Genomic DNA, 24,870 nt, shown 5'->3' on the forward strand with positions numbered 1-24,870 from the left:
ACTTTTTTCGCTTACAATTCATATACTAAGAGTAATATCTTAAAGAAATCTAAATCATTTATTAAATTTTTATTAAAAGAACGGGTAATAAAATAAGGCGTTTATTTTTAGTTTGAATAGAGGAGGGATAGGATGATTATCGGAGGTTTGACGTGTTTGGGAATCGGTGTTGGTTTATTTACAGGAAATGTTGCTGCGGGAACCATGATAGGAATAGGACTGGGCTTGGTGGGAGAAGCGCTATTTCATAGATACGGAAGGCAATCAGAATAGGAAAAGGCGTAATAAAAGAGATTGTATATACAAAAAGCAAAGGAATCCAGACTAGAAACTCCTTTGCTTTTTTGAATTAATTCGTACTTCTGCTATTTCGCGGGCTTGGATGGGACTGGCTGCGTTTGTTTTTCCAAACACGGTCGTTGTTCTTCGTTCCTGGAAACTTTTCCCCAGCTTTCATCGAAACCTGCTGCGGGTCTTCTACATTGCTGCCTGTTTCACCAACTTCAATATAGATCCCGTTATTGGGAGCCTTTTCTCCACCCTTGAACTGACTGATTTCACCCATTATAGATACCTCCTTCAGGCATTTCAAGCTTATTATGCGGAAATATGAATGTATCTATGAATGGAAAATTTAACAATGTACGCTCTTTTTCTGGAGTGCAGCGATGGTGTTGCAGAGGAAATTAACGGAAAAATCTGCTGCTGGGGAGAACAAAAAGGCTTCTTTCGATTCACCACAGATTCCATGGAAATTTATTTGGCGGCTGAGATTGTACTTTTATTTCTTCTTTTTTAGTAGGATGTTCTACGGCAAGTGTTTCTGACCATAAAGCAATCTGTTCGCCAGTCTGGTTCCATTTTTCTCCGTATTTTTGATCGCCGTAAAGCGGCAAATTGCGGGAGGAGAGCTGTACACGAATTTGATGCGGTCTGCCGGTGTGCAGTTTAATGGAAAGGAGGCTTAAATTTTTTTTGCTCCCAATTACTTCATACTCTAACTTCGCTTTTTTGGCATCTTTATGATTTGCGTGCGTTGTATATACCTTGTTTTCATGTTTATCTTTGACTAAATGATCTTCTAATAAAGCTTGCTTTTTATCAGGCACTCCCCGCACAACTGCCAAATATTTCTTTTCTACATCCTGCCGGCGAATGGCATCAGATAGACGGGAGGCTGCTTTAGATGTTTTCGAAAATACCATGACACCTCCTGCAGGGCGGTCCAGGCGATGAACCAGCGCCAGGTAAACATTGCCTGGTTTTTGATAACGTATTTTTATATCCTCCTTCAAGAAATTCAGCAAATCCTGATCCTTTGACTGGTCCTCCTGTACAGGCACATTGACAGGCTTTTCTACAAAAAGTAAATGATTATCCTCATAAAGGATTGGAACATTCATGGGTAATATCTCCTTTATTTCAATACTGAGGCAATGATAACACAGCAGTTTTTTTTATCAAGGGGTCGGGCATGATAGGATGAGTAAAAGCTGATATGTTATAATGGTGAATGCGTTTTCAATATGTGTAGGATGGAGACAATTTATGAACAAAATGGAGGGTTACTTGTGGGTAATAAGAAATGGATGGAAAAGGCAGTGGAAATTGCCCTGGAAAGTGCAGTTGCGGGCGGCGGTCCATTTGGAGCGATTGTTGTAAAGGGTGGAGAAATTATCAGTACGGGAAATAATCAAGTCACAGCAGCGAATGATCCCACAGCTCATGCAGAGGTGCAGGCGATTCGGGAAGCGTGCCAGAAACTGGGCAGTTTCCAATTAACGGATTGTGAAATCTATACCAGCTGTGAGCCATGTCCCATGTGTATTGGCGCCATTTATTGGGCCAGGCCAGAGGCGGTTTATTATGCGGCTTCTAAAACAGAAGCTGCAGAAGCAGGGTTTGATGATCATTTTATTTATGAGCAAATTGCACTTCCTGTAGAAGAGCGTGATATCGAGATGATGCAGGTTCGCCCGGATAAGTACGATAAACCATTTCAAATCTGGAAAGACGCTGAGAATAGAATGGACTATTAAACCAGATAAGGAACAAACAGTGATGATTATAAGATGGATGCAAAAGGCTTGTATATAAAGCTTCCCGATATAATAAATCAATCGTTTGTTTGATTTTTAAATGTGCCGGATTCTTCACAAATTAGGGATGATTGTAGCGGTAATGCATGATTAGAAGGTTTTGATTGTACCAGCATATGGCTTGTTTATATCTGCGATTATGGTATATTGAGAAGCCAAAGAGATTTCATTTGGGAAAATAAAAGACACCCATGTGCAGGAGGCTATAAGTTGGAAGAGAATGTATTCAATCGAATGGCAAAAAAATATGACACAGAAGAACGAATAGAGCTGGCAACGGTGATAGCCGATGAGATAAAGAAAAGCATAGCTGAGAAGCAATATCACTCCATATTGGATTATGGCGGTGGAACGGGATTAGTGGCTTTTCAACTGGCTGACCGCTTTGAGAAGGGATGGATTGTGGATGCTTCGGAGGAAATGATTCAAGTTGCGCAAGCTAAAATAGAACAGCAGCAATTAAAGCATTTTAAAGCGATGGAATGTAATTTAGCAGAAGAAGATAACTTGGATGTGTATGCAGATATCATCATCCTATCGTTGGTTTTGCTGCATGTGCCAGATATAGAAACACTTCTGCAAAAATTAAGTACGCGCCTAAACCCAAATGGAATACTTATTATTGCCGATTTTGATAAAAATGAAAAGATACAGCATCCCAAAGTGCATAATGGCTTCACAGAAGCAGAAATAAATCAAGCATTGAATCACGCAGGTCTTCGAGATACAGAAATGCATACATTTCATCATGGAAGCAATATTTTCATGAATCAGGACGCTTCATTATTTATTGCGACGGGTAAAAAGTAAATTTAAAAAGGGCAATGAGAATAGTATCTCGCTGCCCTTTATTCAGCTGTATGATGAAAAATTAAATAAATGAAATCATTACGTTTTTAAAGTGTAGCTCTCACGGCAGTTTTATTCTTCCGGTTAGCTGCTCTGGATGAACCAATCAATATCGCAATCCCCATAATCAAAAGAAAGATACCCAGCCAGGCAGTCGTATTTAAGCTCTCTCCTAACAGAAATACCCCTAATAATGCTGCTGTTAACGGCTCTGCTAAAGCAAGAGTAACCGCAGTCGAAGAAGAAACGTTAGCCAACCCTTTGGCGAAAAGAAAATAGGCTATGCCTGTAGCTACAACACCTAGTTGAATACTGACGCCGATACCCTGCAAGCTCGCCACCCATGACATATCAAAAATAAATAGGAATGGAGCTAAGAAAATCGCACTTATTGTAAAAATGATTGCAACCACGTTTAAGGAAGAGAATTTTTGAACCATATCTCTGCTTGCGAGGGTGTAGCTGGCAAAGGTAAGTCCTGCACCTAAAGCCATCACGACACCGACTGGATCAACATACGTGGATTCTCTGTTGGTAAATAACAGGATACAGCCGGAAATGGAGAGGAAAGTAGACACCCACCAAATTTTTGACGGACGAGCTTTAAAAAATATCCATTCCAGAAGCCCTGATAAAATTGGCGCGCTCCCGATGGCTACAACGGTTCCGATAGCTACGCCAGTGACGGTGACAGCGGTAAAAAATAACGGCTGATATAAAGCCATGCTTAAAGCAGCTAACACCGTAGCTTTGATGGGCCAATTTTTTAGTTCTAATTTGCCGAATAGAAGGACAAGTGATAATAAAAAGAGTCCTCCTACTGCTAAACGAATCGTCCCAATCGCAATAGGATGGGCATTTTCTGGTGCAAAAGCCTGTACTGTCCCAGTTGTTCCCCAAAGTACAGCAGCAAAAAGAATAAGAAAGGCAGAAAGTTTTCCTTGCATCGATTTCACTCCGAAATAAAAGAATATATACCCATCATAGATAAAGACTGTTCTTTTTTCTATACTGAGTTTCATATACTTTTTACCTTCTTTAAAGAAATCTATATTTGTTTGGCGCCATTCCTTTATGTTTAGCAAACCATCTTGTAAAGGAAGAGGCATTCTCGAAGCCTAATTCCTCGCTAATTCGGGATATGGACAATCTGGTTGAAAGCAATAAATGCTCCGCCTCCTGTAAACGCAGGTCTAAAATGTAGGCTTGCGGGCTTTTGCCAGTTCTTTTCTTAAACCATTCCGAGTAATAAACAGGGTGATAATGCTCTATTTTTGCCAGCGTTTCCAATCGAATCGGCTCCTTAAAATGGTTGTGAATATAGTCTATGGAAGGAGGATTGGAAGTCTGCAGTTTTTTGGTTACATAGCGGGTCAAATCGGTTAAGGCAGAGATATTGTCCTTTGCGTCCGCCTCTTCCAATAGTAAATACCGGATTGCATTCCATTGTTTATCCAGTTTGATATGCATACTTTCCGTATCACTGGGCAAATATCGCAGCGGTATATCCAATATTAGAAATTCATTTCTGTCAATAGAGCGGTAATGATGCTGGAAGTTTGGCGGCAGATAGAATCCGCAATCCGCTTTCAGATGAAGTTCCTGTTGATTTGTTTGGATATCCAGGGAGCCTTGTAAAGAGAAAAGAAACTGTCCGAAGGCATGCTGATGCGAATGAAATTCTTTTGAATAGGTTCTTTTTTCACAGATGATCTGGCTGTTTCTTTCCATTTTATTTTCTCCCTTCAGAGTTAAATTTAAAATATCTTACCATTAATTTATCAAAAAAAGGAGAGAAAACTCTCTCTTCAAGCGCGCAGAGGTAAGGGGGAGATGAATCTCCCATGTACAAAAGATTGCTTTGGAGTGTCTCAATTGTTCAACATCGAATCGAACAAACGTTCCAAAAACATCCTTCTTCTGATATAATAGACAGGAGGAGGTAAGAAGCCATGAAAGTAAAAAAAGCATTTCGTTTTCGTATCTATCCGAACAAAAAACAAATCACCTTCATCCATAAGACAATCGGCTGCTAATAAAAGAAAAGACATGTTAGATAAAATCTCCACCGAGATAATCAAAAACCACGATATCATCGGAATAGAAGATTTGTCTGTGATAAACATGTTGAAAAATCATAATCTTGCAAAAGCTATTAGCGATGTATCCTGGTCAACGTTCCGAACGATGCTGGAATATAAAGCGGCTTGGTATGGAAAGCAGGTTGTTGTAGTTTCGAAAAGCTATCCATCCAGTCAGTTATGTTCTCATTGTGGACACCAAAACAAAGACGTTAAAAATCTTGCTTTGCGTGCATGGACGTGTGATATCTGTCAATGCCATCACCAAAGAGATATTAACGCAAGCAGGAATCTTCGTAAAGAAGCATTACGATTAACCGCAGGGACTGCGGGGATAGCCTAATCCATAACTGACCGGTAGGTTGGTGTTCTTAGGAATCTCCCACTTCAAGCAACCTTGAAGATTGGTAAGTGGGGGTAGTTCAAGATATGGTAAATGAATTCATCCGAAAGTATACTACACCAGGCTAATGGACTTTCTGCAGTATTCCTTCTAAATTTACCTCAAAAAATTAACTTCATAATGAATTTGATTTAAGATAGAAATGAAAAGGCTATTTCAACTGAAAGGACTGAACTATAATCGAATTACGACATTTAGAATACTTTTTAATGGTTTGCAAAGAGCTGCATTTTACTAAAGCAGCTGAAAAATTAGGAATATCACAGCCTACTTTAAGTCATCAAATCAAAATATTGGAACAAGAGGTTGGCTACCCTCTTTTCAACCGTGTTGGCAAGAAAATTGAGCTGACAAAGGCGGGAGAAATTGTACAGAAGGAGGCATTAAATGTTCAAGGCTCGCTGCAAAGCATGACCTCTCAAAATACTGCATTTACAAAAGCGGAGATAGGAGAGCTGAAGATAGCTGTATTGCCTGGAGAAATCACCGACTTGGTATCTACCTTATGTATTCATTTTAATCGCTTGTATCCGAACATTAAGGTAGTTATTCAGACTACAGATGAGTTAGAAAAAGCTGTTTTGGAAAATCAAGCGGATTTTGGGATTGGTTTTCATTTCCATCAACAGGATAAATTGCAAGTAACCAAGCTGTATGAAGAAGCTTTTTATTTAATCAGTAACCAGCATGATGGAAGAAAGAAGATTCCTTTTTCAGCTATTTTTGACAGCCCAATTGTATTATTTCCTAATAAGCATCAATGCAGAAAAATACTTGATAGAACGAGCGAAGAAGTTGGGAGACAATTGGATCCTGCTGTTGAAACCTCCAGTATTGAAGCTATCTTAAATCTAGTGCGCAATGGGGTTGGTCATAGTGTTGTATCACGTACGTTATATGAATTTTATGATACAGAAGATTTGTTTTTCCAACATATCGAAAAGCCAACTTTGACAAGAGCAGTATATTTAGCAATGAAAAAGAATTGTTTTGTGAACTACCCTGCCTGCTCGTAAGTATTTGGAGTTATTAATGCAGGAAATTGTAAAGCTGCAATTCCATACAGAAGAAAAGGAAATGACTACTTTACAAAATACTTTATCATAGATGATTTCTATGATTATCATAGAAATAATTGCATTGCTATATGGAAATAATCCTTTTACAATGGAGCCAAGATGAAAATAAATCGTAAAGGGGAGTTTGAATGATGATTCAAGAAGTAGCAGGTATCAAAGTTCCAGATACGCGATTGGCAAAGGATGCGGCAGATATTCTAAGGGAATATGGAAATGACTTGCTGTGGAACCATTCCAATCGTGTCTTCTTTTTTGGAGCGGTAAACGGTAAACAGGCAAAGTTGAATTATGATTTAGAGTTGCTGTATGTCAGTGCATTATTCCATGACTTAGGATTGACCAAAGCGTACAGCAGTCCCGATTTGCGTTTTGAAGTAGACGGGGCTAATGCAGCCAGAAGCTTTTTACAGCAGTATCAAATTCCAAAAGAATCTATTCAGCTTGTATGGGATGCGATTGCTCTACACACAACTCCTGGAGTTGCCGAACACAAGGAATCGGAAGTAGCCCTTCTTTTCTCTGGTGTTGGTTTAGATGTGATGGGAGACGGATTTGAAGAGTTCCCGGCTGATTTGCGTGAAGAAGTTATACAGGCTTTCCCTCGGAATAATTTTAAAAAGAAAATTATCCCGGCATTTTATGAAGGATTTAAGCATAAGCCGGAAACAACTTTTGGTAATATGAAAGAAGATGTCGTCCAGCATTTTCGGCCGGAATACCGTAATAAGAATTTCTGCAGCTGTATTATACATTCCCCGTGGCCGGAATAAAGGGATGATAAAAAATCGCTGAATTATTTTAAATCTATCGAGCATCTCTTTGGATATTTTATCTGAAGAGATGCTTTTTAGATAAATAAAAAATTTGTTTGGGTAAGATAAGACGGGTTTAGAGGCTGAATTGTAATTAACTTTCAAAGCGGCTGGAGTTAAAGATGAATAAGATTTCTTTGAGGATTGTATTCTCTTACTTATGTAAAAGCAATGAATCAAAACCTGAATACAGCAACGATGAAACAAACGTAGAAAAGATCAGTGTTACAAGCAAAAATTTATGAAATTCTCTTTGGGAATATGCCGGAATTGTTCCAGTTGCCGACATGCTGCTAATTAAATCCATTTGGCCACCTTAATTGTTGTTCCTTGTCCAATGTCTGATTGGATTTCAAATTCATCCATCAAACGCTTCACGCCAGGGAGACCAGCCCCCAGTCCTCCTGAAGTGGTATAGCCATCCTGGAGTACCAATCGAATATCATTTATTCCTGGGCCGGAGTCGATTGCAGTCATAATAATACCTTTACGCCCAAGAGTATCGATGACCTCAAAAGAAATTCCCCCTTTTTCTGCATATAAATAGATGTTGCGGGCTAATTCGGATATGGCAGTGGTGATACGTGCCTGATCCACTGTACCAAAGCCAATCTGCTTTGCTATATCCCTGCCAATCTGCCTTGCATGAACGATATCCAATTCCTTATGGATGTTTACATAAGATGTTTTCATAGTCGTTTCCCCCAGTTTCTGATAAAGTTTTAAGATGCATTGCTTCAGATTCAGCACAGTAGGAAGCTTCTGGAGATGGATATCTAAATCAATCAATATATTAAATAAAACAGTCTTTCTGTTTGCGTTCTTATTTATTAACCTGCTTTCCTTTTATTTAATAAAAAAAGCCGAAAAGGAATAAACATCCTTTTCGGCTCATGCCTTAGCGCTATTGTCTAGACATTTCCACCATATTATTTTTTGGGTTTAAGTATAAATATAACAAACCCTGTATCATTGTCAAAATCCCAATCTACAAATAAATCTTGTATTTCCTGATGGAGTACAGATTCTAAGAATTGTTTATCAATTAAACTCTTTTCCAGCTTTCGTTTGGACAGCCTAAGCTGGTTTTCAAAGCCCGATTGAATCAGCTCTTTTTCAATTAGCACAAGGATATCCTCGCGTCTTGAGATTAAAGTCCGGGAATTAAGCATACTAGACGTAAGCTGTTTCGGAGATTTTTGTGCTTTTTGAGTAAAACGGCTGATTTCCTCGTGTACTTGTTCTTTGGCTGGATAATCAAGATAATCTTCTATTGTCTCATCCAGATTGGAATCCAGCTCGGTAAAAAGAATTCCGCTGCTATTTTCTACCGACCAGTCATAGTAGATCTTGTCCACTTTTACGCCGGCCTGCGAGGAGATAATCGATTGTATCTCCGGAGTCAGTTCTTTCATTAATAAATCACGGGTCTCCTGAAACTTCAATTCATTTTCCTGCTTCAGCAGAATTTTTTCCATCGGAGCTAAAAAGTTTCTTAAATAGATTGTAATGTATGGTTTTGCTATAGATACAAAAATAGCTTCGGGTCCCTTTCCGAAATTATCTCGAAAAAGTTTTCCGATTGCACTGGATATTCCGGATTCTACTGTTTTTTCCACTTGGTTTCTCCTTTTGAGTGTCATTAATTGTATATCTATATTCGCTGCGAAAATAGGAGTGTATATCTATTTCGATTTCTTTGAGTTGTTAAGCTTGAAAAAACATTTTAAGGACCGTACCTTATTTTACAATCCCTTTCATAACTATACCATTAATTGTAGACGTTGAAAAATTATTTTGATAGAAAAAGGTAGGGATATCTTTTGTGTGATAAAAATTATAAAAGTTATTAAAATAATTTATTCACTAAGTTTATCTTCATGAAGTAAGATTCAGAAATATTGTAATTGAAAAAATAAATTAATTTTTCTTTTAATTATATATTTTTTATGTTAGTATAATAAAAAATCAAGTGGAGGTGAAAAAAATCCGTTGTCACTGTAATTAAATTGTGAAAAATGGAGAATTAAATGGAAAATATTCATAAAAAAATAAAGAATCTAAGATTAGAAAATGAAATGACATTAAAAGACCTGAGTGAAAAAACAGAACTTTCCGTAAGCTTCCTATCACAAATAGAGAGGGGATCATCATCTCTTGCTATAACTTCTTTAAAAAAAATATCAGATGCATTTAGGATTAATATTTCTTATTTTTTTGAGGAAATAGAGCAACATAATTATGCATTACATAAAGAAGAACAAAGACCATTTAAGCTAGAAGGTTCCGATGTTACTCACGTTCGCCTGGCTGGAGAGTTCTCAGATCGCAGAATGGAACCAATGATGGTTACAATACCTCCAAACGAAATATTTGTTGAAAGGTATAGTCATCCGGGAGAAGAGTTTTATTATGTATTAAAAGGCATTGTGATATTTAGGATTGAAGATAAAGAATATATCTTAAAAAAGGGTGATTCGATTCATTTTCCTTCAGAAAAAGTACACCAGTGGAAGAATCCTGCAAATGAAGAAACAGTTTTAATAAGTGTATTAACTCCGGTTATTTTTTAAGAATTTTAAATATATTTAGAGAAGGGTGAAAAAAATGAGAGTTGCAACAGATATTGGAGGAACATTTACAGATTTGGTTTATGTTGATGACAGTGGAAAAGTGGAAGTTGCTAAAAGTCATACAACTCCGCCAAATTTTGAAAATGGAGTCCTAGATGTACTTGATAGAAGTAACATAGATAAAGAAGCAATTTCCACTTTTATTCACGGTACAACTGTAATAATTAATACACTGACAGAAAGGAAAGGTGCAAAGACTGGTTTAATTACGACAAAAGGATTCAGGGATATTCTAGAAATCGCTCGTGGTAACCGCCCTGATCTGTTTAATATCCGTTATCAGAAACCGACACCTTTTATAGAACGTTACTTAAGAAAGGAAGTCAATGAACGGTTAAATTATAAAGGAGAAGTTCTTACACCGCTTGATAAAGAGCAAGTAAAAGAAGTTATAGAATATTTTAAGCAAGAAAAGGTGGAAGCAATAGCAATAGTATATTTGCATTCTTATGTAAATCCAGTTCATGAAAAGGAAACAGTACGATTAATTAAAGAGCTTTGGCCAGAAGTTGCAGTCTCTGCTTCATTTGATGTTACACAAGAATGGCGTGAATATGAACGTACAAATACGGTGGCGTTAAATGCATATGTACAACCTATTGCAGCTACGTATGTAAATAAATTAAATAATAAATTGATAGATTTTAATTCAAGCAATCAAAATTTTATTATGCAGTCAAATGGTGGTACTACCACATTTGAAGAGGCGAAAAAAGTTCCGATTAACATGGTTGAATCAGGTCCTGTAGCAGGTATATATGGTGCTGCAGTACTGGGTGAATTAATTGGGGAGAAAAATATTATTGGATTTGATATAGGTGGAACAACTGCAAAATGTTCGCTAATTGAGAAAGGAGAAGTAAAAGTTTCTACGGATTACTATATCGAACGAAATGATCGAAATGCAGGATATCCAATTAAAACACCGGTAGTTGATATAGTGGAGATTGGTAATGGAGGCGGGTCCATTGCCTGGCTGGATGAAGCTGGTTCTTTAAAGGTTGGCCCTGAATCTGCTGGAGCTGTACCGGGACCGGTATCATATGGACAAGGCGGGACAGAACCAACTACCACAGATGCTAATCTTTTAACAGGCAGACTATCAGCTAAGAACTTCGATTATGATGTCAATTTAAATCTTGTAAAAGAAGTTATCGAAGAAAAAATCGCAAATCACTTTGATATGACTGCAGAAGAGGCAGCACTTGGCATTATTCGAATCGCAAATTCCAATATGTTGAATGCTTTAAAGTTAATATCAATTAGAAAAGGTCACAATCCGCAAGACTTCACATTAGTTGCTTTTGGAGGGGGCGGATCAATGCATGCCCCAGCTTTAGCGAAGGAATTAGGGGTCAAAAAAGTTGTTATTCCAATAGCATCACCTGTATTTTCTGCATGGGGAATGTTAATGAGTGATTTGCGTCATGATTATATCAAAACATATATAAAAAGAATAGAAGATTTAGAACTGAATGAAATGATGGCGGAATGGAATGAGATTGAAAGTGAAGCTTATCAACAGTTTGAAAATGAAGGTATTTTAAAGGAAGATGTCGTATTTAATCGGTTTGCAGATATGCGTTATCTGGGTCAAGAACATACAGTGAAGGTTCCTGTTCCAAATGGAGATTGGTCAGAAAAGGATGTAGAAGTAATTGTTGAAAAATTCCATCAGCTACATGAACAAAACTATACATTCAGACTTGACGACTCTGGAACAGAAATTGTCAATATACATGTAACAGCATTTGGAAAAGTTGAAAAGCCTGTCATTCAAAAGATAGATAGAAATACAACATTAGAAGATGCAAAAATTGAAACAAGAAATGTGTATTTTGAAAATCCTAAGGGATGGGTCCAAACGGGTGTATATCAACGTGAATGGTTACCTGTGAACACAATAGTTCAAGGTCCGGTAATTGTCGAAGAAAAAGCAGCAGTTACAGTAATCTATAAAGGGCAAACACTTATGGTAGATGATTATGGGAACTTAATAATCGAAACGGGGGCGGAATAAATGGAGATAAATGAAACAAAAATTGATCCATTTACATTGGAAATTGTAAAGGATTCGCTACTTGCTACTGGAGATGAAATGTTTATTGCTTTAGCAAAAACATCAATGAGTCCGATTATATATGAGGTATTGGACTATGCCAGTGGACTTACAGATGCGAAGGGACAATTATTGACACAAGGTAATGGAGTTACAGGTTTTATTGGAATGCTTTCATTTATGGTTAAGCAAACAATTAAAAAATACGGTGAAAAAGATGAACTTAACCCAGGCGATATCATTATCATTAATGATCCATATGGTGGGGGAGGTTCTCACTTATCAGATGTTGGATTAGTAATGCCTATTTTTTACGAAGATGAGTTAATTGCATTTTCTGCAAACAAAGCCCATTGGACAGAGGTAGGCGGAAAAGACCCTGGTTCATTTACGAATGATTCAAGAGATATTTTTCAAGAAGGTTTGCAATTTCCTTCTGTTAAGTTATATGACGCTGGAAAATTAAATGAGGGACTTGTTGAAATTATCCGTGCAAACGTCCGTTTTCCTGATTTATCTCTTGGTGATATGTGGGCGCAAGTAGCTGCACTTAAAACAGGTGAAAGAAGAGTAAAGGAAATTTGTGAAAAACATGGGAAAGAGATGATACTTGCAGCTATAAATGACCAGTTGGATCATGGGGAAACGATATCAAAGCAAGAACTTACAAAATTACCAAAAGGTACGTTTACAGCAGATGGCTATGTTGAAACGGACGGACTTGGAAATGGGCCGTTTCCTATACAAGTGGAAGTTACAATTGATGATGATAAATTCACATGTGATTTTAGAGGAAGCAGTTCCCAAGTTCCTGGACCTGTAAATTGTTCTTTCACTGGTCTTGCATCTGCGGTTCGAACTATTTTCCTTGCAATAACCAATCCAGATCAAAATGTTAATGATGGTGTATTTAGACCATTAGAAATAATAGTGGATGAAAGATCAATTATGTCAGCTGAAAGACCTGCTCCAACATCGAATTACTTTGAAACAATGTTAGGATGTGCAGATTTAATTTGGAAAGCTTTGGCGCCACATATACCTCATAGACTCGCTGCTGCCCATCTGTTATCTGTTTGTTCGGTTACATTATCTGGTTTGCATCAAGATACGAACGAACCGTTTCTTATTGTGGAACCTTCTGTTGGTGGATGGGGCGGAGCTGATGGACAAGATGGAGCAAGTGGACAATTTTGTATTTTAGATGGAGAGACATACAATGTTCCTGTTGAAGTAGCAGAAACACGATATGGTGTAATGCTTGACGAATATAGTTTACGAATAGATGGTACGGGAGCAGGTGAGTATATTGGCGGTAAAGGAGTAATTAGATCATATCGAGCATTAACAGATGAACAAGCTGCTACTATCACCTATGGTAGAAATCAATACCGCTTATGGGGTACAAATGGCGGTTTTGAAGGATCTGTGAATGAATTTTATATTCATAAAGCAAGTGGAAAAGTTGATGGTCCTTATGGTGTTTATCCACGTTATGCATTACAAAAAAATGATGTTTTAAAATTAATGACTGCAACTGGTGGCGGTTATGGGAATCCATTAAATAGACCAGCAGAACAAGTTGTGAAAGATGTGAAAAATGAATATTACACAACGGAAGAAGCAAAAGATTTATTTGGTGTTGAGATTGATCCAGCTACATTTAATTATCAAGAGCTAGATGTCAGAAAATAACTTAATGAGGAGGACAATGGATATGAAAGTAAAAGAACGCGGTTTTGATGAAACAGGTTTATTAACATTGTTTGAAGAAAAAACGGATAATATAGAGGTTAAATTTGGAACAGTAACAATTTCTCCTGGTGAAAGAGTTCCCAAAGAAGGTTTATCATTACACGAGGAAAACGAATATTCCATTATTATTAAAGGTGAAATCGAAGGTGAATGTGGAGGTATCCCCTTCGCAGTTTCTGATTCTAATGCCACTTTAATTCCTGCTGGAGAAGAACACTGGGCTATTAATTCAGGTAAAGAACCATGCGAAATAGTGTGGGCACTTGTGAAGGAAAAGTAAATGAAAAAAGGTAGTAGAAAAGAATAATTTCTGCTACCACTACATTTTTATTTATCTGAATATTTTAAATATAACAGCGGTAATGCCATTCAAAATCAATGTAAAGAATCCTAAATTATGAAGGAAGTGTGTATAAGTATGAGTGGGAAAAACGAAAAAAGTATTGAAAAAGATGAAGCACTTCAGCCAGTTCCAAATAACCAGCGACAACATTGGATTACCCCCGCGATGATTTTTGGAGGACTAGAGTTTACGATACCTGTACTAATGGTCGGGGCAACATTAGCGGGGAGTTTTGGTCTTGGTAAAATCTTTTTGCTCTTAATCATTGCTTTGTTCGGTATCCAATGGATTGGTAATACATTGCAAGGTTATATGGGTGCGAAGACTGGCCGCTCTTCATCTGTGATTGCTCGTACTAGTTTTGGAGCTATGCAAGCACGTTTTATCGTTGGGTTGACTATTTTTGTTGTTTCGCTTGGCTGGTGGGCTGTACAAACTTCGGTTGCTGGAAATGCAATTTCTGTAATGTTAGGAATAGATTATACCCAACAATGGGGATTGTGGGCAATAATAACTGTAGTAGCAGGATTACTTTTTGCAATCCCTTCCATTATCGGTTATAACTCAATGAAGTGGACCGATTACATTGCAGTTCCGGCTGGTTTACTTCTAATTGGGGGAGGTATTTATTTTGCATTAAAAAATACTGGGTGGGAAACAATTGCGAATTGGAGCCCGGAACCATCCATGGGAATTTTAGCAGCAATCAGTCTTATTATTGGTGCTAATGTATCCCAGTGGGTTATTGCTTCAGATTATACCAGATATGCAAAACCAACTATTAAAGACAATGTACTAATTCCAGCAGGTATTGTTCTAGTAGGTTTTCCTTTATTTATTGTTGGAGCTGTTATGTCTGTAGGTGTAGGGGATGCTGACATCGTTAATGTAATGATGAATTTAGGTTTTCCGGTTTGGGGATTTTTTATATTATGGTTTGCAACATGGACGAGTCAACTAGTAAACAATTACAGCATGGGGTTGGCGTTATCTAATATGTTAAATGTCAATTCAAATAAAGGAAGAGCGCTGCTAACATTAGCTGGAACTTTTATTGCTATTATTGTAGCATTAGCAGGAATACTAGATTACTTTATGGATTTTTTATATTTAACAGCATTGATTTATCCAGCCGTAGCGGGCATTATGATGGTCGATTTTTTCCTCATTAGAAAACGTACATGGCAGGACAATAGCGGATGGAACTGGATGGCAACAATTGCCTTAGCGGCTGGTACGGCGCTGGGTTATGTAACACAATATGTTGTAACTTTTGGACTTCCTGCAGTTCAATCATTAATTGCTTCCGGTGTTGTATACTATGCAGCGATGAAAATAAAAGCAAAGATAGCACCAGATCAATTTACTGGTACAGCAGCAAATGATTATGAATTGGAAGCAGACGTTAAGTAAATTAATAATGCTTTTAAAGCATAAGACATGTAATGCCAATTACAATATAAAATCCTATATTAATAATGGTTTTAGCATTAATATAGGATTTTCGTCTTTATAGCCTGCTTGTTTATTTTATTTGGGTTTCTTATATTTATTTGTACAGAAGGTTATTTACTCTATAGTACCTGAAGCTCTCTAGGAAACGAAGTTAATAATTCAGCGTCACCAACCTCATTTATATAAACTTCATCTTCAATACGAACTCCACCATAATCAGGTATGTATATTCCAGGCTCGATTGTAAATAGTAAGCCATTTGCTGCTATTTGATTATTATTTTCATGGATAGATGGTTCTTCATGTAATTCGATACCAAGGCCGTGCCCTACACGATTGTTAAAATAGTCTCCATAACCATTTTCTTTTATGACATCCCTTGCTTCCATATCAAATGTTTTTAATGGGACTCCACTTTTTACAGCATTTACACCGGCCTGATTAGATTGGAGAACAATGTTATAGATGTCTTTCTGTTTGTCTGAAGCCTCTTCAATAATAAAAGTCCTGGTAATATCTGAACAATATCCCGCTTTTGTTAAGACACCAAAATCAATTAATAAGAAATCCCCCTTTTTAAATTCACGTTCACCAGGAGTCCCGTGGGGTAATGCGGCCCTTTCACCGGCTAGAACAATTGTTGGAAAAGATGGACCAACTGCACCAAAACTCTTCATTAAATACTCTAGTTCTGCGGCTAGTTCTAATTCTGTCATGCCGACGTGCACTTTTTTAATCCCTTCAGATAGTACTTTCTCAATAATATCAACAGCTTGTTGTAAATATATAATTTCGTTTCTTGATTTTATAAGTCGTTGCTTATTGATATCGGATTGAATATCAATATACGAAGCATCTGTGAAGGCAGCTTGTAATTGATTATGTTGAAACATGCTGACCACTTTCATCTCTAAACCAATACATTTCACATTTGAACTGAGCTTGCTTTTAAGTTTGGAAAAGGGACTCTCTTCATCAGAAATTGGAATGATATTTTTCACAAAGGATTCTGCACCAGCTATCTCTTTGTCTAATGCGGGAACAAACAAAGTGAATTTGTTGTTGCGGCAATCAATAATTAATGCCATAAAACGTTCATGCGGATCGGAATTGAACCCAGTGAAATAGAAAACATTTGCTGGTGAAGTGATCAAAGCGATATCAATGTTCTTTTCGTTTAAGTGTTCCAGTAAAGTTTGTAATCTTGTTTGATAGTCAATAATCATCTTTTAAACCTCCATTTTTGTTATATTATATTGCATGTGTTTATGATCAAATAATCCATTGGGATATTTGAAAAAAGGTATCGTAAATTCCCATAGAGGTAAAATTTATCAAAGTTATGATATTGTAATGACACAATCTATTTTTTACTATAGCATTATGTTAGTATTTTGAAAATTAATTCGGTTTTATAGAGGATATAATTATTTTGATTTTGATATTTTGAAAAGGACACAGAATAATTCTTGTTAAATTCCTTTTGAGTCACCTTTTGTTTGGTTTGAAATAAAATGGAGAGCCTGAAATTTTATAAAATAATGTATGGTATTTATCTGCATAATAGGTAAAAGCGCAATCATTTTTTCACGGTGAGTGAAAAAATGATTGCTTTTTATGTATTCATAGACTATCCTGTTAATTAACAGAATATTTAATCTGGAGATTGCTATATTTTGAGGTTAAATAAATCTATATTAAGGGAGATGTTTGTGTATGTCACTAGATACGTTGAAACCAAAAGTGAAAGCGTTTTTAGAAGAGGTGAATGGGTTCTATATTAATGGTCAATATGTTACAGCACAGAACGGTCAAACATTTGACGTTTTGAACCCGGCAACGGAGGAAGTGATTGCAAAAGTAAGCCAAGCAGATGAATCCGATCTTGATTTGGCTGTTCAAGCAGCTCGTAAAGCTTTTGATGAAGGGCAATGGACCAAGATGGAGGCTGCCGAGCGTTCCCGTATAATTTATAAATTTGCAGACTTATTAGAGGAGCATAAAGAAGAACTTGCCCAATTAGAGTCTCTTGATAACGGCAAGCCTTATCAGCAAGCTTTGGAAGATGATATAGAAGGGACGATTGAGCATTTTAGATATTATGCAGGTTGGGCAACAAAAATCTTTGGAAAGACAACAAACGTTTCACCGGAATATGCTACGTATACAGTTCACGAGCCTGTTGGTGTAGTAGCGCAGATTATTCCATGGAACTATCCTTTGCTAATGGCTGCTTGGAAGCTGGGTTCAGCACTTGCAGCAGGGTGTACGGTTGTTTTAAAACCTGCAGAAGATACACCATTATCCATTTTATATGCAGCGAAGTTATTTAAAGAAGCTGGTTTTCCGGATGGTGTAGTCAATATTGTTTCCGGGCCGGGGAGTGTTGTTGGAAATGCTTTGGTAACACATCCTCAAGTGAACAAAGTTGCGTTCACCGGCTCCACAGAAACTGGTAAGGAAATTATGAGAAAAGCAGCAGATGATGTGAAGGCGGTCACTTTAGAACTTGGAGGGAAATCTCCAGCTATTGTTTTAGAGGATGCTGATTTAGAAACAACATTAGATGGTGTTTTTGATGGTACGATGTATAATCACGGTCAAAATTGCAGTGCAACTACCCGTATTTTTGTGCATCGAAGTTTGTATGATGAAGTACTGGATAAGCTCAAGAAAAAAGCTGAAGAAACGGTCGTTGGCCCTGGGTTAGACAGTGCTACGGATATGGGGCCGCTTGTATCTGAAAAACAAATGAATACTGTTTTAGGGTATATTGAAAAAGGAAAGGAAGAAGGTGCGCGGCTTATTACTGGCGGTAAGCGTACAGGGGATCAAGGATATTTTGTAGAACCGACTATCTTTGCGGACGTAAAAGATCATATGTCGATTGCAAGAGAAGAAATATTTGGCCCTGTTATGTCAGTATTTGTCTTCGATGAAGTGGAAGAAGTGATCCAGCGGGCTAATGATAGTGAGTATGGTTTAGCTGCAAGTGTATGGACGGAAAATATTAAAAAAGGGCATTATATTGCTTCTAAGTTAGAATCAGGAACTGTCTGGGTGAATGATTTTGGTCTTGAATTGGAAACCATGCCGTTTGGCGGTTACAAACATTCCGGTATAGGCCGAGAGATGGGTGGAGATTACGGCATCTCCAACTATGTAGAAGTGAAAAGTATCTTTGTTAATATGAAGCAATAATAACTAAGAGGTGACGTGGATGGATGAGTTATTAGGCAGTGAACTAAAAAAAGTACGTAAGAGCAGGCAGCTGACCTTACAACAATTGAGTGACCGAAGTGGTCTGTCTGTGAGCTTTTTATCCCAGATAGAAAGGGGACTGCGAACACTTACATTTACATCCCTTAAAAAAATCTGTGAGGCATTAGATGTCAATGTGAATTTCTTTTTCGATAATGGAGATTCCAGCTTTGTAAAAAAAGAGAAAACCTCGTATAAAAATACTGGTAACTTTTCCTATAAAAGCTTAGTTGGAAAAATGAAACATCCGGATTTCATTCCTGCACGGATTGACTTGGAAGCAGGGGAATATCAACAAATCCCTTATACGCATAGCGGACAAGAATTTGTATATGTATTATCCGGCCAGTTAGAAGTTGAAATTGAAGGTGTCAAAGAAACGCTGTATAGCAATGAGTCTATCCATATAGATTCTAGTATGGCACATCATTGGTATAATGCTACAGATGAGACGACGAAGCTGCTTCTCGTCTCATCCACTAAATGAAAAAACGCTCTTCTCAAATTTTGAGAAGAGCGTTTTTTATACATATTGTGTCCACAAGCGCTGTAAGTTTTTTCTCCCTTGGTGCAAATCTTTATGGAAGGTTACTTTTGCATGCTGCCTTTCGTATGTTATGGCTTCCAATGTTTTTTTAGATGAAATAGTGTCTTTTATAATCTGATTTGCAGCCATTTTTCCCTGCAGCATGGCAATTTTAGCATTCTCAATGCCAGTAATATTACCGGCAACATACAAATTCTCTATTTCTGTTTCCATCGTTTCGTTATGCAGAGGTACATATCCGCCTAACGACTCCATATAAATATGTTTCAGATTCAATAAGGATGTTACTTCATTGACTGGCGATAAACCGTCAGAGATGCATACAAAATCACATGCTATTTCTTTTTCTGTCCCCTCTATAAGCACACCCGAGGCATTCGTTTTTTGAATGGTTACGGATTCCACTTCATGCTGCCCGTTTATTCTTATTACCCTTTCTTTGATGGAGATAGGTAATCCAAGCGCATGGACTCCTTTTTTAGGGAAAAATTGTAATGCCAGCTGCTGGAGTGGAGTCACTTTTCCAGCTATTTTTGAACCTGTTGAAAAGAATGTAGATGGAGCAGAATTTCCTAAAGATATCAGCGTTTCCAATGCTTCCTTTGGTGTTGCTTTGTTGATTAGATTAACTGGAGGAAGACAAATTTTAGCAACATCAACATATGCGTAACCAAGCTCTAGCGCGATGACCATGGACAATGGATTAATACCGATAATAACTCCCTTATTTCCCGGTTTCACACGCTGGAAGTTTGTCAGCACCTGAGCAGCACCTACCGTCATTACTCCTGGCAAATCCCAGCCTGGAAGCGGAGTCGATTTTTCTTTTCCGCCGGTCGCAACAATCAGGTGCTCTGATTGGAAATGGCCGGACGTTGTATAGATATCGAAGCCTTGATTACTATGTTCTACGTTATACACTGATGTTCCAAGCTTAAAGTTCACCTTTTCAGAGACTTCATTATAAAGTTTCCGGGCAACTTCCATTCCATTCCACCATTCTCCTTTTGTTTCCTCATATAGCTGCCCAAGCAATCTGCCGCCATAATGATAATATTCATCGATAAGGAGTACATTTTGCTTTTCTTGCAGGACTTGGGCAGCCGTTAATCCGGCAGGGCCGGCACCGATAATAATAGTATCAAAGTGATTCATGGGAATGCCCTCCTTTGACCAGGTGAGGCAATTCCTTCTGCTGTTCAATCACCATATCTTTATGGATTGGAGTGAGGCAGGCCCGTTGATTACGTTTCCCTTCCACAATTACCCTGCATTCGGAGCAGTGTCCGATATTACAGTACAGTCCCCGTGGTTTGCCATCTTTTTCATGGTATCTGAGCGTTCTGATATTATTAGCGAGAAGCGCTGCTGTGATACTTTCCCCCTCAGCTCCATAATACGTTTGACCGTTCCATTGAAAAGGAATTAGTGTCTGCTCTTTTTTTTCTAAGATTTTATGATCTGTAATTCTTCCTGTCACGATTCCACACCCCCTGAAATTTCCTCAAACGAAACAGTCCGAATAGGAGACTGGGATTTCAGGTTGATATAAGAAGGAGTCTGTGTATTTTTATCCTGAGTCAGCTGATCTAAAAAATGTCCGCATGTCCTGGAGTTACAAAAGCCCATACCAGCTCGGGATTTCAGTTTTAATTCTCTCGAGTTTGCTGCTCCTTTCTCTAATATTTCAAGCATTTCGGAGTAGTATATATTTTCACAGCGACATACTATAAAATCATCTTGTTTTTTCATTCGAATCACCTCAAAGGATATTTGTTTATAAACAAGAAAAAAGTGTGCCAATTTAGAATTGGAATTTACGCATTTTTGAATATAACGTAGGTCTGCTGATACCGAGATCATGACTGGATTTTTCAATGTTATGATCATTTTGATCGACGATATATTTAATATATTCTGCTTCCACCTTATGGATATAGTCTTTCAGATTTAAATTCTCTGATAGATTTGGTACAGACAGGGTCTTATCTGACTGCCCTACTTCCACCAAATACTGGTCAAAGATATTATTATTTAATTGATCCTCATTAGAAAAAATAACTAATCGTTCAGCAACATTGATTAATTCTCTAACATTTCCAGGCCAGTGATAGCTTCTTAGGTTGTTTAAAAGTGAATGATCTGCATAACGGAGCTCTGTCTGGTATTTCTTCGATAAGTGATAAAGATAATAATAGAATAAGGATTCAATGTCATCCGGCCGTTCTCTTAAAGGAGGTATGTGGATATTAAGGACATTAATCCGGTACAGCAAATCGGAACGGAAATCATCAGAATTCAGTAACTCAGAAATTGATTTGTTTGTAGCTGAAACCAACCGGAAATGGGTGGAAACTTCTTTTTTACCGCCTAATCTGAAGTATTTTCTTTCTTGTAATACCCGCAGAAATTTCACTTGCATGTCCAACGGCATATCCCCGATTTCATCAAGAAAAAGTGTGCCGTCTTTGGCAAGTTCGAGCTTCCCCTTGTTTCCTTCTTTATTTGCTCCTGTAAAAGCTCCTTTTTCGTAACCAAATAATTCTGCCTCAAATAAATGCTTCGGAATTGCACCACAGTTAATAGGAATAAATTCACCGGAAGTTTCACTGCTGTTATGAATAGATTGTGCAAATAGTTCTTTACCTACACCAGTTTCTCCAGTAATTAAAATATTGGCATTTGTCTTTGCAGCCCGTTTTATCTGGTTTTTTAAATTTTCCATGATCGAGCTTTTAAAAATAATATTTTTAAAATGTTCCTCATTCTTCAATTGTTTGACATTATCGGTAAGGAAGCTTACCTGATTTTTGAGTTGTTCGATTTCTTCCTCCTGGCGTTTTTGTTCTGTCACATCAATTTCTGAAACAATGGCACCTTCAACTTTGCCTTCAATAATAATCGGAACAGATTTGAGATTCACATAAATACTTTTCGTAGCCATGTGCTGCTTCTTCTCAATGACTTCATTGTTTCGTAATGTTTGTAAAATCGCCAATTTGTCTTCTGCGAAAATTTCTTTAATATCCTTTCCAATCACCTCGCTTTTCTCCATGTTAAATATTTCTGAAGCTCTGTCGCTCCAGTAAATGACTTTTTCGTGTTTATCAATAATCGTAAAAGAATGGTTATAAAAATTAATCAGCTCTTCAATAATAGAATGTTCTAACATATGTATAATCCCCTTTAGTGTTAAATTTATAATAATAATTATATTTTTCTTTACACATTATTTCAAATTTTATTTATTTTACGATGGGTGAAGTTGGCACGTTTTTTTCTTAGTATTTTATAAAGGAAGGAGGGAGCAATTTTGACAACGCCATCTTATGATGTATTGATAATTGGTGGAGGTATTATCGGTGCAAGCATTGCTTATTTTACTTCTGAAAAAGGTTTAAAAGTAGGGATGTTGGAAAGGGATACAGTTGCTTCTGGTACAAGCTCAAAATGTGATGGCAATGTTTTATTGATTGATAAAGAGCCGGGATTTGATAGCAATATGGCGATAAAGAGCCAGGCATTAATCAAAAGCTTATCAAAAGAATTAGAAATGAAATTTGAATACAGGCATCCGGGAAGTATTTTCCTTTGTGCAAATGAAGAAGAATTGGAGCAGGCATATGACTGGGTCGATCAGCATAACAGGGCAAATGGCGAATATCAATTTTTTAATAAATTAACCAAAGAAGATTTGAAAAATGATTCCAAATATTTTGCTGATCATTTGGTTGGCGGCATTGAATGCACAAATGATTCGACGGTAAACCCGTACATGTTAACATTTTCGTTCATTCACGCAGCGAAAAAGAATGATCTTGAGCTTTTCGAAAAAACGCCCGTAACATTTATGGAGGAACATAGAACAAAAGGATTTAAAGTACATTCTCATGATCGTGTATTTAAAGCCAATAAAGTAATTAATGCAGCTGGTGTTTTTGCACCGGAAGTGAGTAAACATCTCGGTGTACCTTTACCAATTAAACCAAGAAAAGGTCATATCCTGGTTTCATCACGTGCAGAATTGATGGGCACAAGGAAAATTCAAGAGTTTGGATACTTGATGACGAAGTTTGGCAAAGAGAGAAAAGCAGATAAAATAATGAATGATTATGGAATTGCATTGGTGCATGAACCGACAGAGAGTCAAAATTTCCTGATAGGAAGCAGCCGGGAATTTATTGGTTTTGACACAACCGTCAATCATCAAGTTGTTCAACTGATTGCCAAAAGGGCGATAGAATTTTTCCCAAAAATGAAGGATATGAATATTATTCGTAGTTATGCAGGTCTCCGGCCGTGGACGCCGGATCACTTGCCAATTATTTCAGAGACTACTGTTCCTAATTATTATGTAGCCGCTGGTCATGAGGGAGATGGAATTGGATTGTCTGCGGTAACAGGTTATTGGATGGCTCAGATGGTGACAGATACACTCGAGGATGACATTAGTCCGCTAAGTATGGAAAGATTTCAGGAGGAGGCAATATGAAGATAAATTCAAAACTACTTGTTACTGTGGATACACACACTGGGGGAAACCCGACAAGAACGGTTTTATCCGGTATGCCTAAATTAAAAGGAGAAACGATTCAAGAAAAAATGCTGGATATGAAGGAAAACCATGATTACATTCGAAAATTTCTAGTTTTTCCACCCAGGGGACATGATGTAATGAGCGGCACGATACTACTGCCGCCTTTAAAAGAAGAAGCAGATTTTAGTGTGATTTTTATAGAGACCGGTGGGTATCTGCCGATGTGCGGACATGACACTATTGGTACATGTACAGCATTAGTAGAACTCGGTTATGTCGAAGTCAAAGAGCCTTATACTTCGGTAGTCCTAGATACCCCAGCTGGTGTGGTAGAAGCCAGCTGCAAAATGAAAGAGGGCAAAGTGCAAGAAGTAACATTTATTAGTACCGATTCCTTTCACCTAAAGACGGTTTATATCGATTATAAAGATTTCAAGAATATAAAGTGCGATATAGCATATGGTGGGAATTTCTATGGGATTATGAAAGCGGGCGATTTAGGTTTATCCCTTCATGTATCGAGGTCAGAAGAAATCGTCGAAATTGCCATGGCAATCAGAGATGAAATTAATCGTCGGCATGAGGTGAAACATCCTGATTATCCATTTATTAATAAGCTGACTCATATGGAATTCTATGAAACAGGTGATGTTGTTAAAAACACAGTAATTGTACCTCCGGGAGGCATTGACAGATCGCCATGTGGTACAGGGACATGCGCAAAAGTATCAACACTTTATAAAGAAGGCGACCTTGATCTAAATGAAGTCTTTATCCACGAAAGTATCACAGGATCTCAATTTAAAGCCCAGGTAATCCACGCGAGTGTGAAAGGAAATATAATTTATAATAGGGTTGCTATTACAGGAACAGCATGGATTATGGGGAGACATGATTTTTATTTTGATCCCGATGATCCTTTAAATCAGGGATATCTATTGATTCCAGAAATATAAG

The 24,870-nt window shown here is 37.5% G+C and carries 25 protein-coding genes and 1 pseudogene; 16 read left to right on the forward strand and 10 right to left on the reverse strand.

Annotated features, from left to right (window positions below):
• Positions 1–132: 132 nt before the first annotated feature.
• Positions 133–273 (forward strand): hypothetical protein, encoded by a 141-nt coding sequence (locus BN997_RS23160; protein ID WP_175297021.1) that lies wholly within the window; start codon positions 133–135, stop codon positions 271–273.
• 76 nt (positions 274–349) lie between these two features.
• Here the strand turns inward: BN997_RS23160 and BN997_RS07845 are convergent, their stop codons facing one another.
• Positions 350–565: a YjzC family protein gene (locus tag BN997_RS07845; RefSeq protein ID WP_042531142.1), complete on the reverse strand. Its 216-nt coding sequence runs from the start codon at positions 563–565 to the stop codon at positions 350–352.
• A gap of 169 nt (positions 566–734) precedes the next feature.
• Positions 735–1,403, reverse strand: coding sequence for an RluA family pseudouridine synthase (locus tag BN997_RS07850; RefSeq protein ID WP_042531144.1), 669 nt, complete (start codon positions 1,401–1,403; stop codon positions 735–737).
• A gap of 168 nt (positions 1,404–1,571) precedes the next feature.
• Here BN997_RS07850 and BN997_RS07855 point away from each other — a divergent pair, with 168 nt between their 5' ends.
• Positions 1,572–2,039: a nucleoside deaminase gene (locus tag BN997_RS07855; RefSeq protein WP_042531147.1), complete on the forward strand. Its 468-nt coding sequence runs from the start codon at positions 1,572–1,574 to the stop codon at positions 2,037–2,039.
• A gap of 270 nt (positions 2,040–2,309) precedes the next feature.
• On the forward strand, positions 2,310–2,909 hold the full coding sequence (locus BN997_RS07860; RefSeq protein ID WP_042531148.1) for a class I SAM-dependent DNA methyltransferase: 600 nt from the start codon (positions 2,310–2,312) through the stop codon (positions 2,907–2,909).
• Positions 2,910–2,995: 86 nt separating this feature from the next.
• Here the strand turns inward: BN997_RS07860 and BN997_RS07865 are convergent, their stop codons facing one another.
• Positions 2,996–3,895 (reverse strand): EamA family transporter, encoded by a 900-nt coding sequence (locus BN997_RS07865; RefSeq protein ID WP_042535898.1) that lies wholly within the window; start codon positions 3,893–3,895, stop codon positions 2,996–2,998.
• Positions 3,896–3,986: 91 nt separating this feature from the next.
• Positions 3,987–4,679 carry a helix-turn-helix transcriptional regulator gene (locus BN997_RS07870; RefSeq protein ID WP_042531150.1) on the reverse strand — a complete coding sequence of 231 codons (693 nt, stop codon included), beginning with the start codon at positions 4,677–4,679 and terminating at the stop codon, positions 3,987–3,989.
• 221 nt (positions 4,680–4,900) lie between these two features.
• On the opposite strand from BN997_RS07870, the gene BN997_RS23825 reads away from it, so the two are divergent.
• From BN997_RS23825 to BN997_RS07885, 4 genes and pseudogenes are all read left to right on the forward strand, one after another.
• Complete coding sequence (locus BN997_RS23825) at positions 4,901–4,984, forward strand: helix-turn-helix domain-containing protein (RefSeq protein ID WP_084612882.1); 84 nt, start codon at positions 4,901–4,903, stop codon at positions 4,982–4,984.
• Positions 4,983–5,372, forward strand: a pseudogene (locus BN997_RS07875) (RNA-guided endonuclease TnpB family protein); the annotation flags it as partial. The gene BN997_RS23825 and the pseudogene BN997_RS07875, both read left to right, overlap by 2 nt.
• 269 nt (positions 5,373–5,641) lie before the next feature.
• Complete coding sequence (locus BN997_RS07880; protein ID WP_244882348.1) at positions 5,642–6,448, forward strand: LysR family transcriptional regulator; 807 nt, start codon at positions 5,642–5,644, stop codon at positions 6,446–6,448.
• Positions 6,449–6,642: 194 nt separating this feature from the next.
• Positions 6,643–7,281 (forward strand): HD domain-containing protein, encoded by a 639-nt coding sequence (locus BN997_RS07885; protein WP_042535900.1) that lies wholly within the window; start codon positions 6,643–6,645, stop codon positions 7,279–7,281.
• 339 nt (positions 7,282–7,620) lie between these two features.
• Here BN997_RS07885 and BN997_RS07890 read toward each other — a convergent pair whose 3' ends face one another.
• The gene (locus tag BN997_RS07890) at positions 7,621–8,016 is read right to left on the reverse strand and encodes an anti-sigma regulatory factor (protein WP_042531152.1); all 396 of its coding nucleotides are present in this window, start codon (positions 8,014–8,016) and stop codon (positions 7,621–7,623) included.
• A 236-nt stretch (positions 8,017–8,252) separates the two neighbouring features.
• Positions 8,253–8,942 carry a Na-translocating system protein MpsC family protein gene (locus BN997_RS07895; RefSeq protein ID WP_042531154.1) on the reverse strand — a complete coding sequence of 230 codons (690 nt, stop codon included), beginning with the start codon at positions 8,940–8,942 and terminating at the stop codon, positions 8,253–8,255.
• A gap of 411 nt (positions 8,943–9,353) precedes the next feature.
• On the opposite strand from BN997_RS07895, the gene BN997_RS07900 reads away from it, so the two are divergent.
• From BN997_RS07900 to BN997_RS07920, 5 genes are all read left to right on the forward strand, one after another.
• A complete protein-coding gene (locus tag BN997_RS07900; RefSeq protein WP_042531156.1) occupies positions 9,354–9,896 on the forward strand; it encodes a helix-turn-helix domain-containing protein in 543 nt (180 codons plus the stop codon).
• 34 nt (positions 9,897–9,930) lie between these two features.
• Entirely contained in the window at positions 9,931–11,976 is a 2,046-nt protein-coding gene (locus tag BN997_RS07905) for a hydantoinase/oxoprolinase family protein (protein WP_042531158.1), read from the forward strand.
• The gene (locus BN997_RS07910) at positions 11,977–13,710 is read left to right on the forward strand and encodes a hydantoinase B/oxoprolinase family protein (RefSeq protein WP_042531160.1); all 1,734 of its coding nucleotides are present in this window, start codon (positions 11,977–11,979) and stop codon (positions 13,708–13,710) included.
• Between the two features lie 22 nt (positions 13,711–13,732).
• Positions 13,733–14,050, forward strand: a complete 318-nt coding sequence (locus BN997_RS07915) for a cupin domain-containing protein (protein ID WP_052484951.1) — start codon at positions 13,733–13,735, stop codon at positions 14,048–14,050.
• Between the two features lie 138 nt (positions 14,051–14,188).
• Positions 14,189–15,526, forward strand: a complete 1,338-nt coding sequence (locus tag BN997_RS07920; protein WP_244882349.1) for a purine-cytosine permease family protein — start codon at positions 14,189–14,191, stop codon at positions 15,524–15,526.
• Between the two features lie 161 nt (positions 15,527–15,687).
• On the opposite strand, the gene BN997_RS07925 is transcribed toward BN997_RS07920, so the two are convergent.
• Positions 15,688–16,794 (reverse strand): M24 family metallopeptidase, encoded by a 1,107-nt coding sequence (locus BN997_RS07925; RefSeq protein ID WP_042531166.1) that lies wholly within the window; start codon positions 16,792–16,794, stop codon positions 15,688–15,690.
• 490 nt (positions 16,795–17,284) lie between these two features.
• Here BN997_RS07925 and BN997_RS07930 point away from each other — a divergent pair, with 490 nt between their 5' ends.
• Both BN997_RS07930 and BN997_RS07935 read left to right on the forward strand, forming a co-directional pair.
• Positions 17,285–18,769, forward strand: coding sequence for an aldehyde dehydrogenase family protein (locus BN997_RS07930; protein WP_042531168.1), 1,485 nt, complete (start codon positions 17,285–17,287; stop codon positions 18,767–18,769).
• 19 nt (positions 18,770–18,788) lie between these two features.
• Positions 18,789–19,316 (forward strand): helix-turn-helix domain-containing protein, encoded by a 528-nt coding sequence (locus tag BN997_RS07935; protein ID WP_042531170.1) that lies wholly within the window; start codon positions 18,789–18,791, stop codon positions 19,314–19,316.
• Between the two features lie 36 nt (positions 19,317–19,352).
• Here the strand turns inward: BN997_RS07935 and BN997_RS07940 are convergent, their stop codons facing one another.
• From BN997_RS07940 to BN997_RS07955, 3 genes are all read right to left on the reverse strand, one after another.
• On the reverse strand, positions 19,353–20,531 hold the full coding sequence (locus BN997_RS07940) for an NAD(P)/FAD-dependent oxidoreductase (RefSeq protein ID WP_042531172.1): 1,179 nt from the start codon (positions 20,529–20,531) through the stop codon (positions 19,353–19,355).
• Complete coding sequence (locus BN997_RS07945) at positions 20,518–20,856, reverse strand: (2Fe-2S)-binding protein (RefSeq protein ID WP_042531174.1); 339 nt, start codon at positions 20,854–20,856, stop codon at positions 20,518–20,520. Before BN997_RS07945 ends, BN997_RS07940 begins: the two co-directional genes overlap by 14 nt.
• 324 nt (positions 20,857–21,180) lie before the next feature.
• Positions 21,181–22,548: a sigma-54 interaction domain-containing protein gene (locus tag BN997_RS07955; protein WP_042531178.1), complete on the reverse strand. Its 1,368-nt coding sequence runs from the start codon at positions 22,546–22,548 to the stop codon at positions 21,181–21,183.
• Positions 22,549–22,689: 141 nt separating this feature from the next.
• Here BN997_RS07955 and BN997_RS07960 point away from each other — a divergent pair, with 141 nt between their 5' ends.
• On the forward strand, positions 22,690–23,868 hold the full coding sequence (locus tag BN997_RS07960; protein ID WP_042531180.1) for an NAD(P)/FAD-dependent oxidoreductase: 1,179 nt from the start codon (positions 22,690–22,692) through the stop codon (positions 23,866–23,868).
• The gene (locus BN997_RS07965) at positions 23,865–24,869 is read left to right on the forward strand and encodes a proline racemase family protein (RefSeq protein ID WP_042531182.1); all 1,005 of its coding nucleotides are present in this window, start codon (positions 23,865–23,867) and stop codon (positions 24,867–24,869) included. Before BN997_RS07960 ends, BN997_RS07965 begins: the two co-directional genes overlap by 4 nt.
• The last annotated feature ends 1 nt before the right edge of the window (position 24,870 follow it).

The organism is Oceanobacillus oncorhynchi, from assembly GCF_000821065.1.
Classification (GTDB): domain Bacteria; phylum Bacillota; class Bacilli; order Bacillales; family Amphibacillaceae; genus Oceanobacillus; species Oceanobacillus oncorhynchi.

Bases quoted from the DNA above. Each gene is read 5' to 3' on its own strand.
- BN997_RS23160 (WP_175297021.1), top strand. From the start codon at position 133: ATGATTATCGGAGGTTTGACGTGTTTGGGAATCGGTGTTGGTTTATTT.
- BN997_RS07845 (WP_042531142.1), bottom strand. From the start codon at position 565: ATGGGTGAAATCAGTCAGTTCAAGGGTGGAGAAAAGGCTCCCAATAAC.
- BN997_RS07850 (WP_042531144.1), bottom strand. From the start codon at position 1,403: ATGAATGTTCCAATCCTTTATGAGGATAATCATTTACTTTTTGTAGAA.
- BN997_RS07865 (WP_042535898.1), bottom strand. From the start codon at position 3,895: ATGCAAGGAAAACTTTCTGCCTTTCTTATTCTTTTTGCTGCTGTACTT.
- BN997_RS07870 (WP_042531150.1), bottom strand. From the start codon at position 4,679: ATGGAAAGAAACAGCCAGATCATCTGTGAAAAAAGAACCTATTCAAAA.
- BN997_RS23825 (WP_084612882.1), top strand. From the start codon at position 4,901: ATGAAAGTAAAAAAAGCATTTCGTTTTCGTATCTATCCGAACAAAAAA.
- BN997_RS07880 (WP_244882348.1), top strand. From the start codon at position 5,642: ATGGTTTGCAAAGAGCTGCATTTTACTAAAGCAGCTGAAAAATTAGGA.
- BN997_RS07885 (WP_042535900.1), top strand. From the start codon at position 6,643: ATGATTCAAGAAGTAGCAGGTATCAAAGTTCCAGATACGCGATTGGCA.
- BN997_RS07890 (WP_042531152.1), bottom strand. From the start codon at position 8,016: ATGAAAACATCTTATGTAAACATCCATAAGGAATTGGATATCGTTCAT.
- BN997_RS07900 (WP_042531156.1), top strand. From the start codon at position 9,354: ATGGAAAATATTCATAAAAAAATAAAGAATCTAAGATTAGAAAATGAA.
- BN997_RS07905 (WP_042531158.1), top strand. From the start codon at position 9,931: ATGAGAGTTGCAACAGATATTGGAGGAACATTTACAGATTTGGTTTAT.
- BN997_RS07910 (WP_042531160.1), top strand. From the start codon at position 11,977: ATGGAGATAAATGAAACAAAAATTGATCCATTTACATTGGAAATTGTA.
- BN997_RS07915 (WP_052484951.1), top strand. From the start codon at position 13,733: ATGAAAGTAAAAGAACGCGGTTTTGATGAAACAGGTTTATTAACATTG.
- BN997_RS07920 (WP_244882349.1), top strand. From the start codon at position 14,189: ATGAGTGGGAAAAACGAAAAAAGTATTGAAAAAGATGAAGCACTTCAG.
- BN997_RS07925 (WP_042531166.1), bottom strand. From the start codon at position 16,794: ATGATTATTGACTATCAAACAAGATTACAAACTTTACTGGAACACTTA.
- BN997_RS07930 (WP_042531168.1), top strand. From the start codon at position 17,285: ATGTCACTAGATACGTTGAAACCAAAAGTGAAAGCGTTTTTAGAAGAG.
- BN997_RS07935 (WP_042531170.1), top strand. From the start codon at position 18,789: ATGGATGAGTTATTAGGCAGTGAACTAAAAAAAGTACGTAAGAGCAGG.
- BN997_RS07940 (WP_042531172.1), bottom strand. From the start codon at position 20,531: ATGAATCACTTTGATACTATTATTATCGGTGCCGGCCCTGCCGGATTA.
- BN997_RS07955 (WP_042531178.1), bottom strand. From the start codon at position 22,548: ATGTTAGAACATTCTATTATTGAAGAGCTGATTAATTTTTATAACCAT.
- BN997_RS07965 (WP_042531182.1), top strand. From the start codon at position 23,865: ATGAAGATAAATTCAAAACTACTTGTTACTGTGGATACACACACTGGG.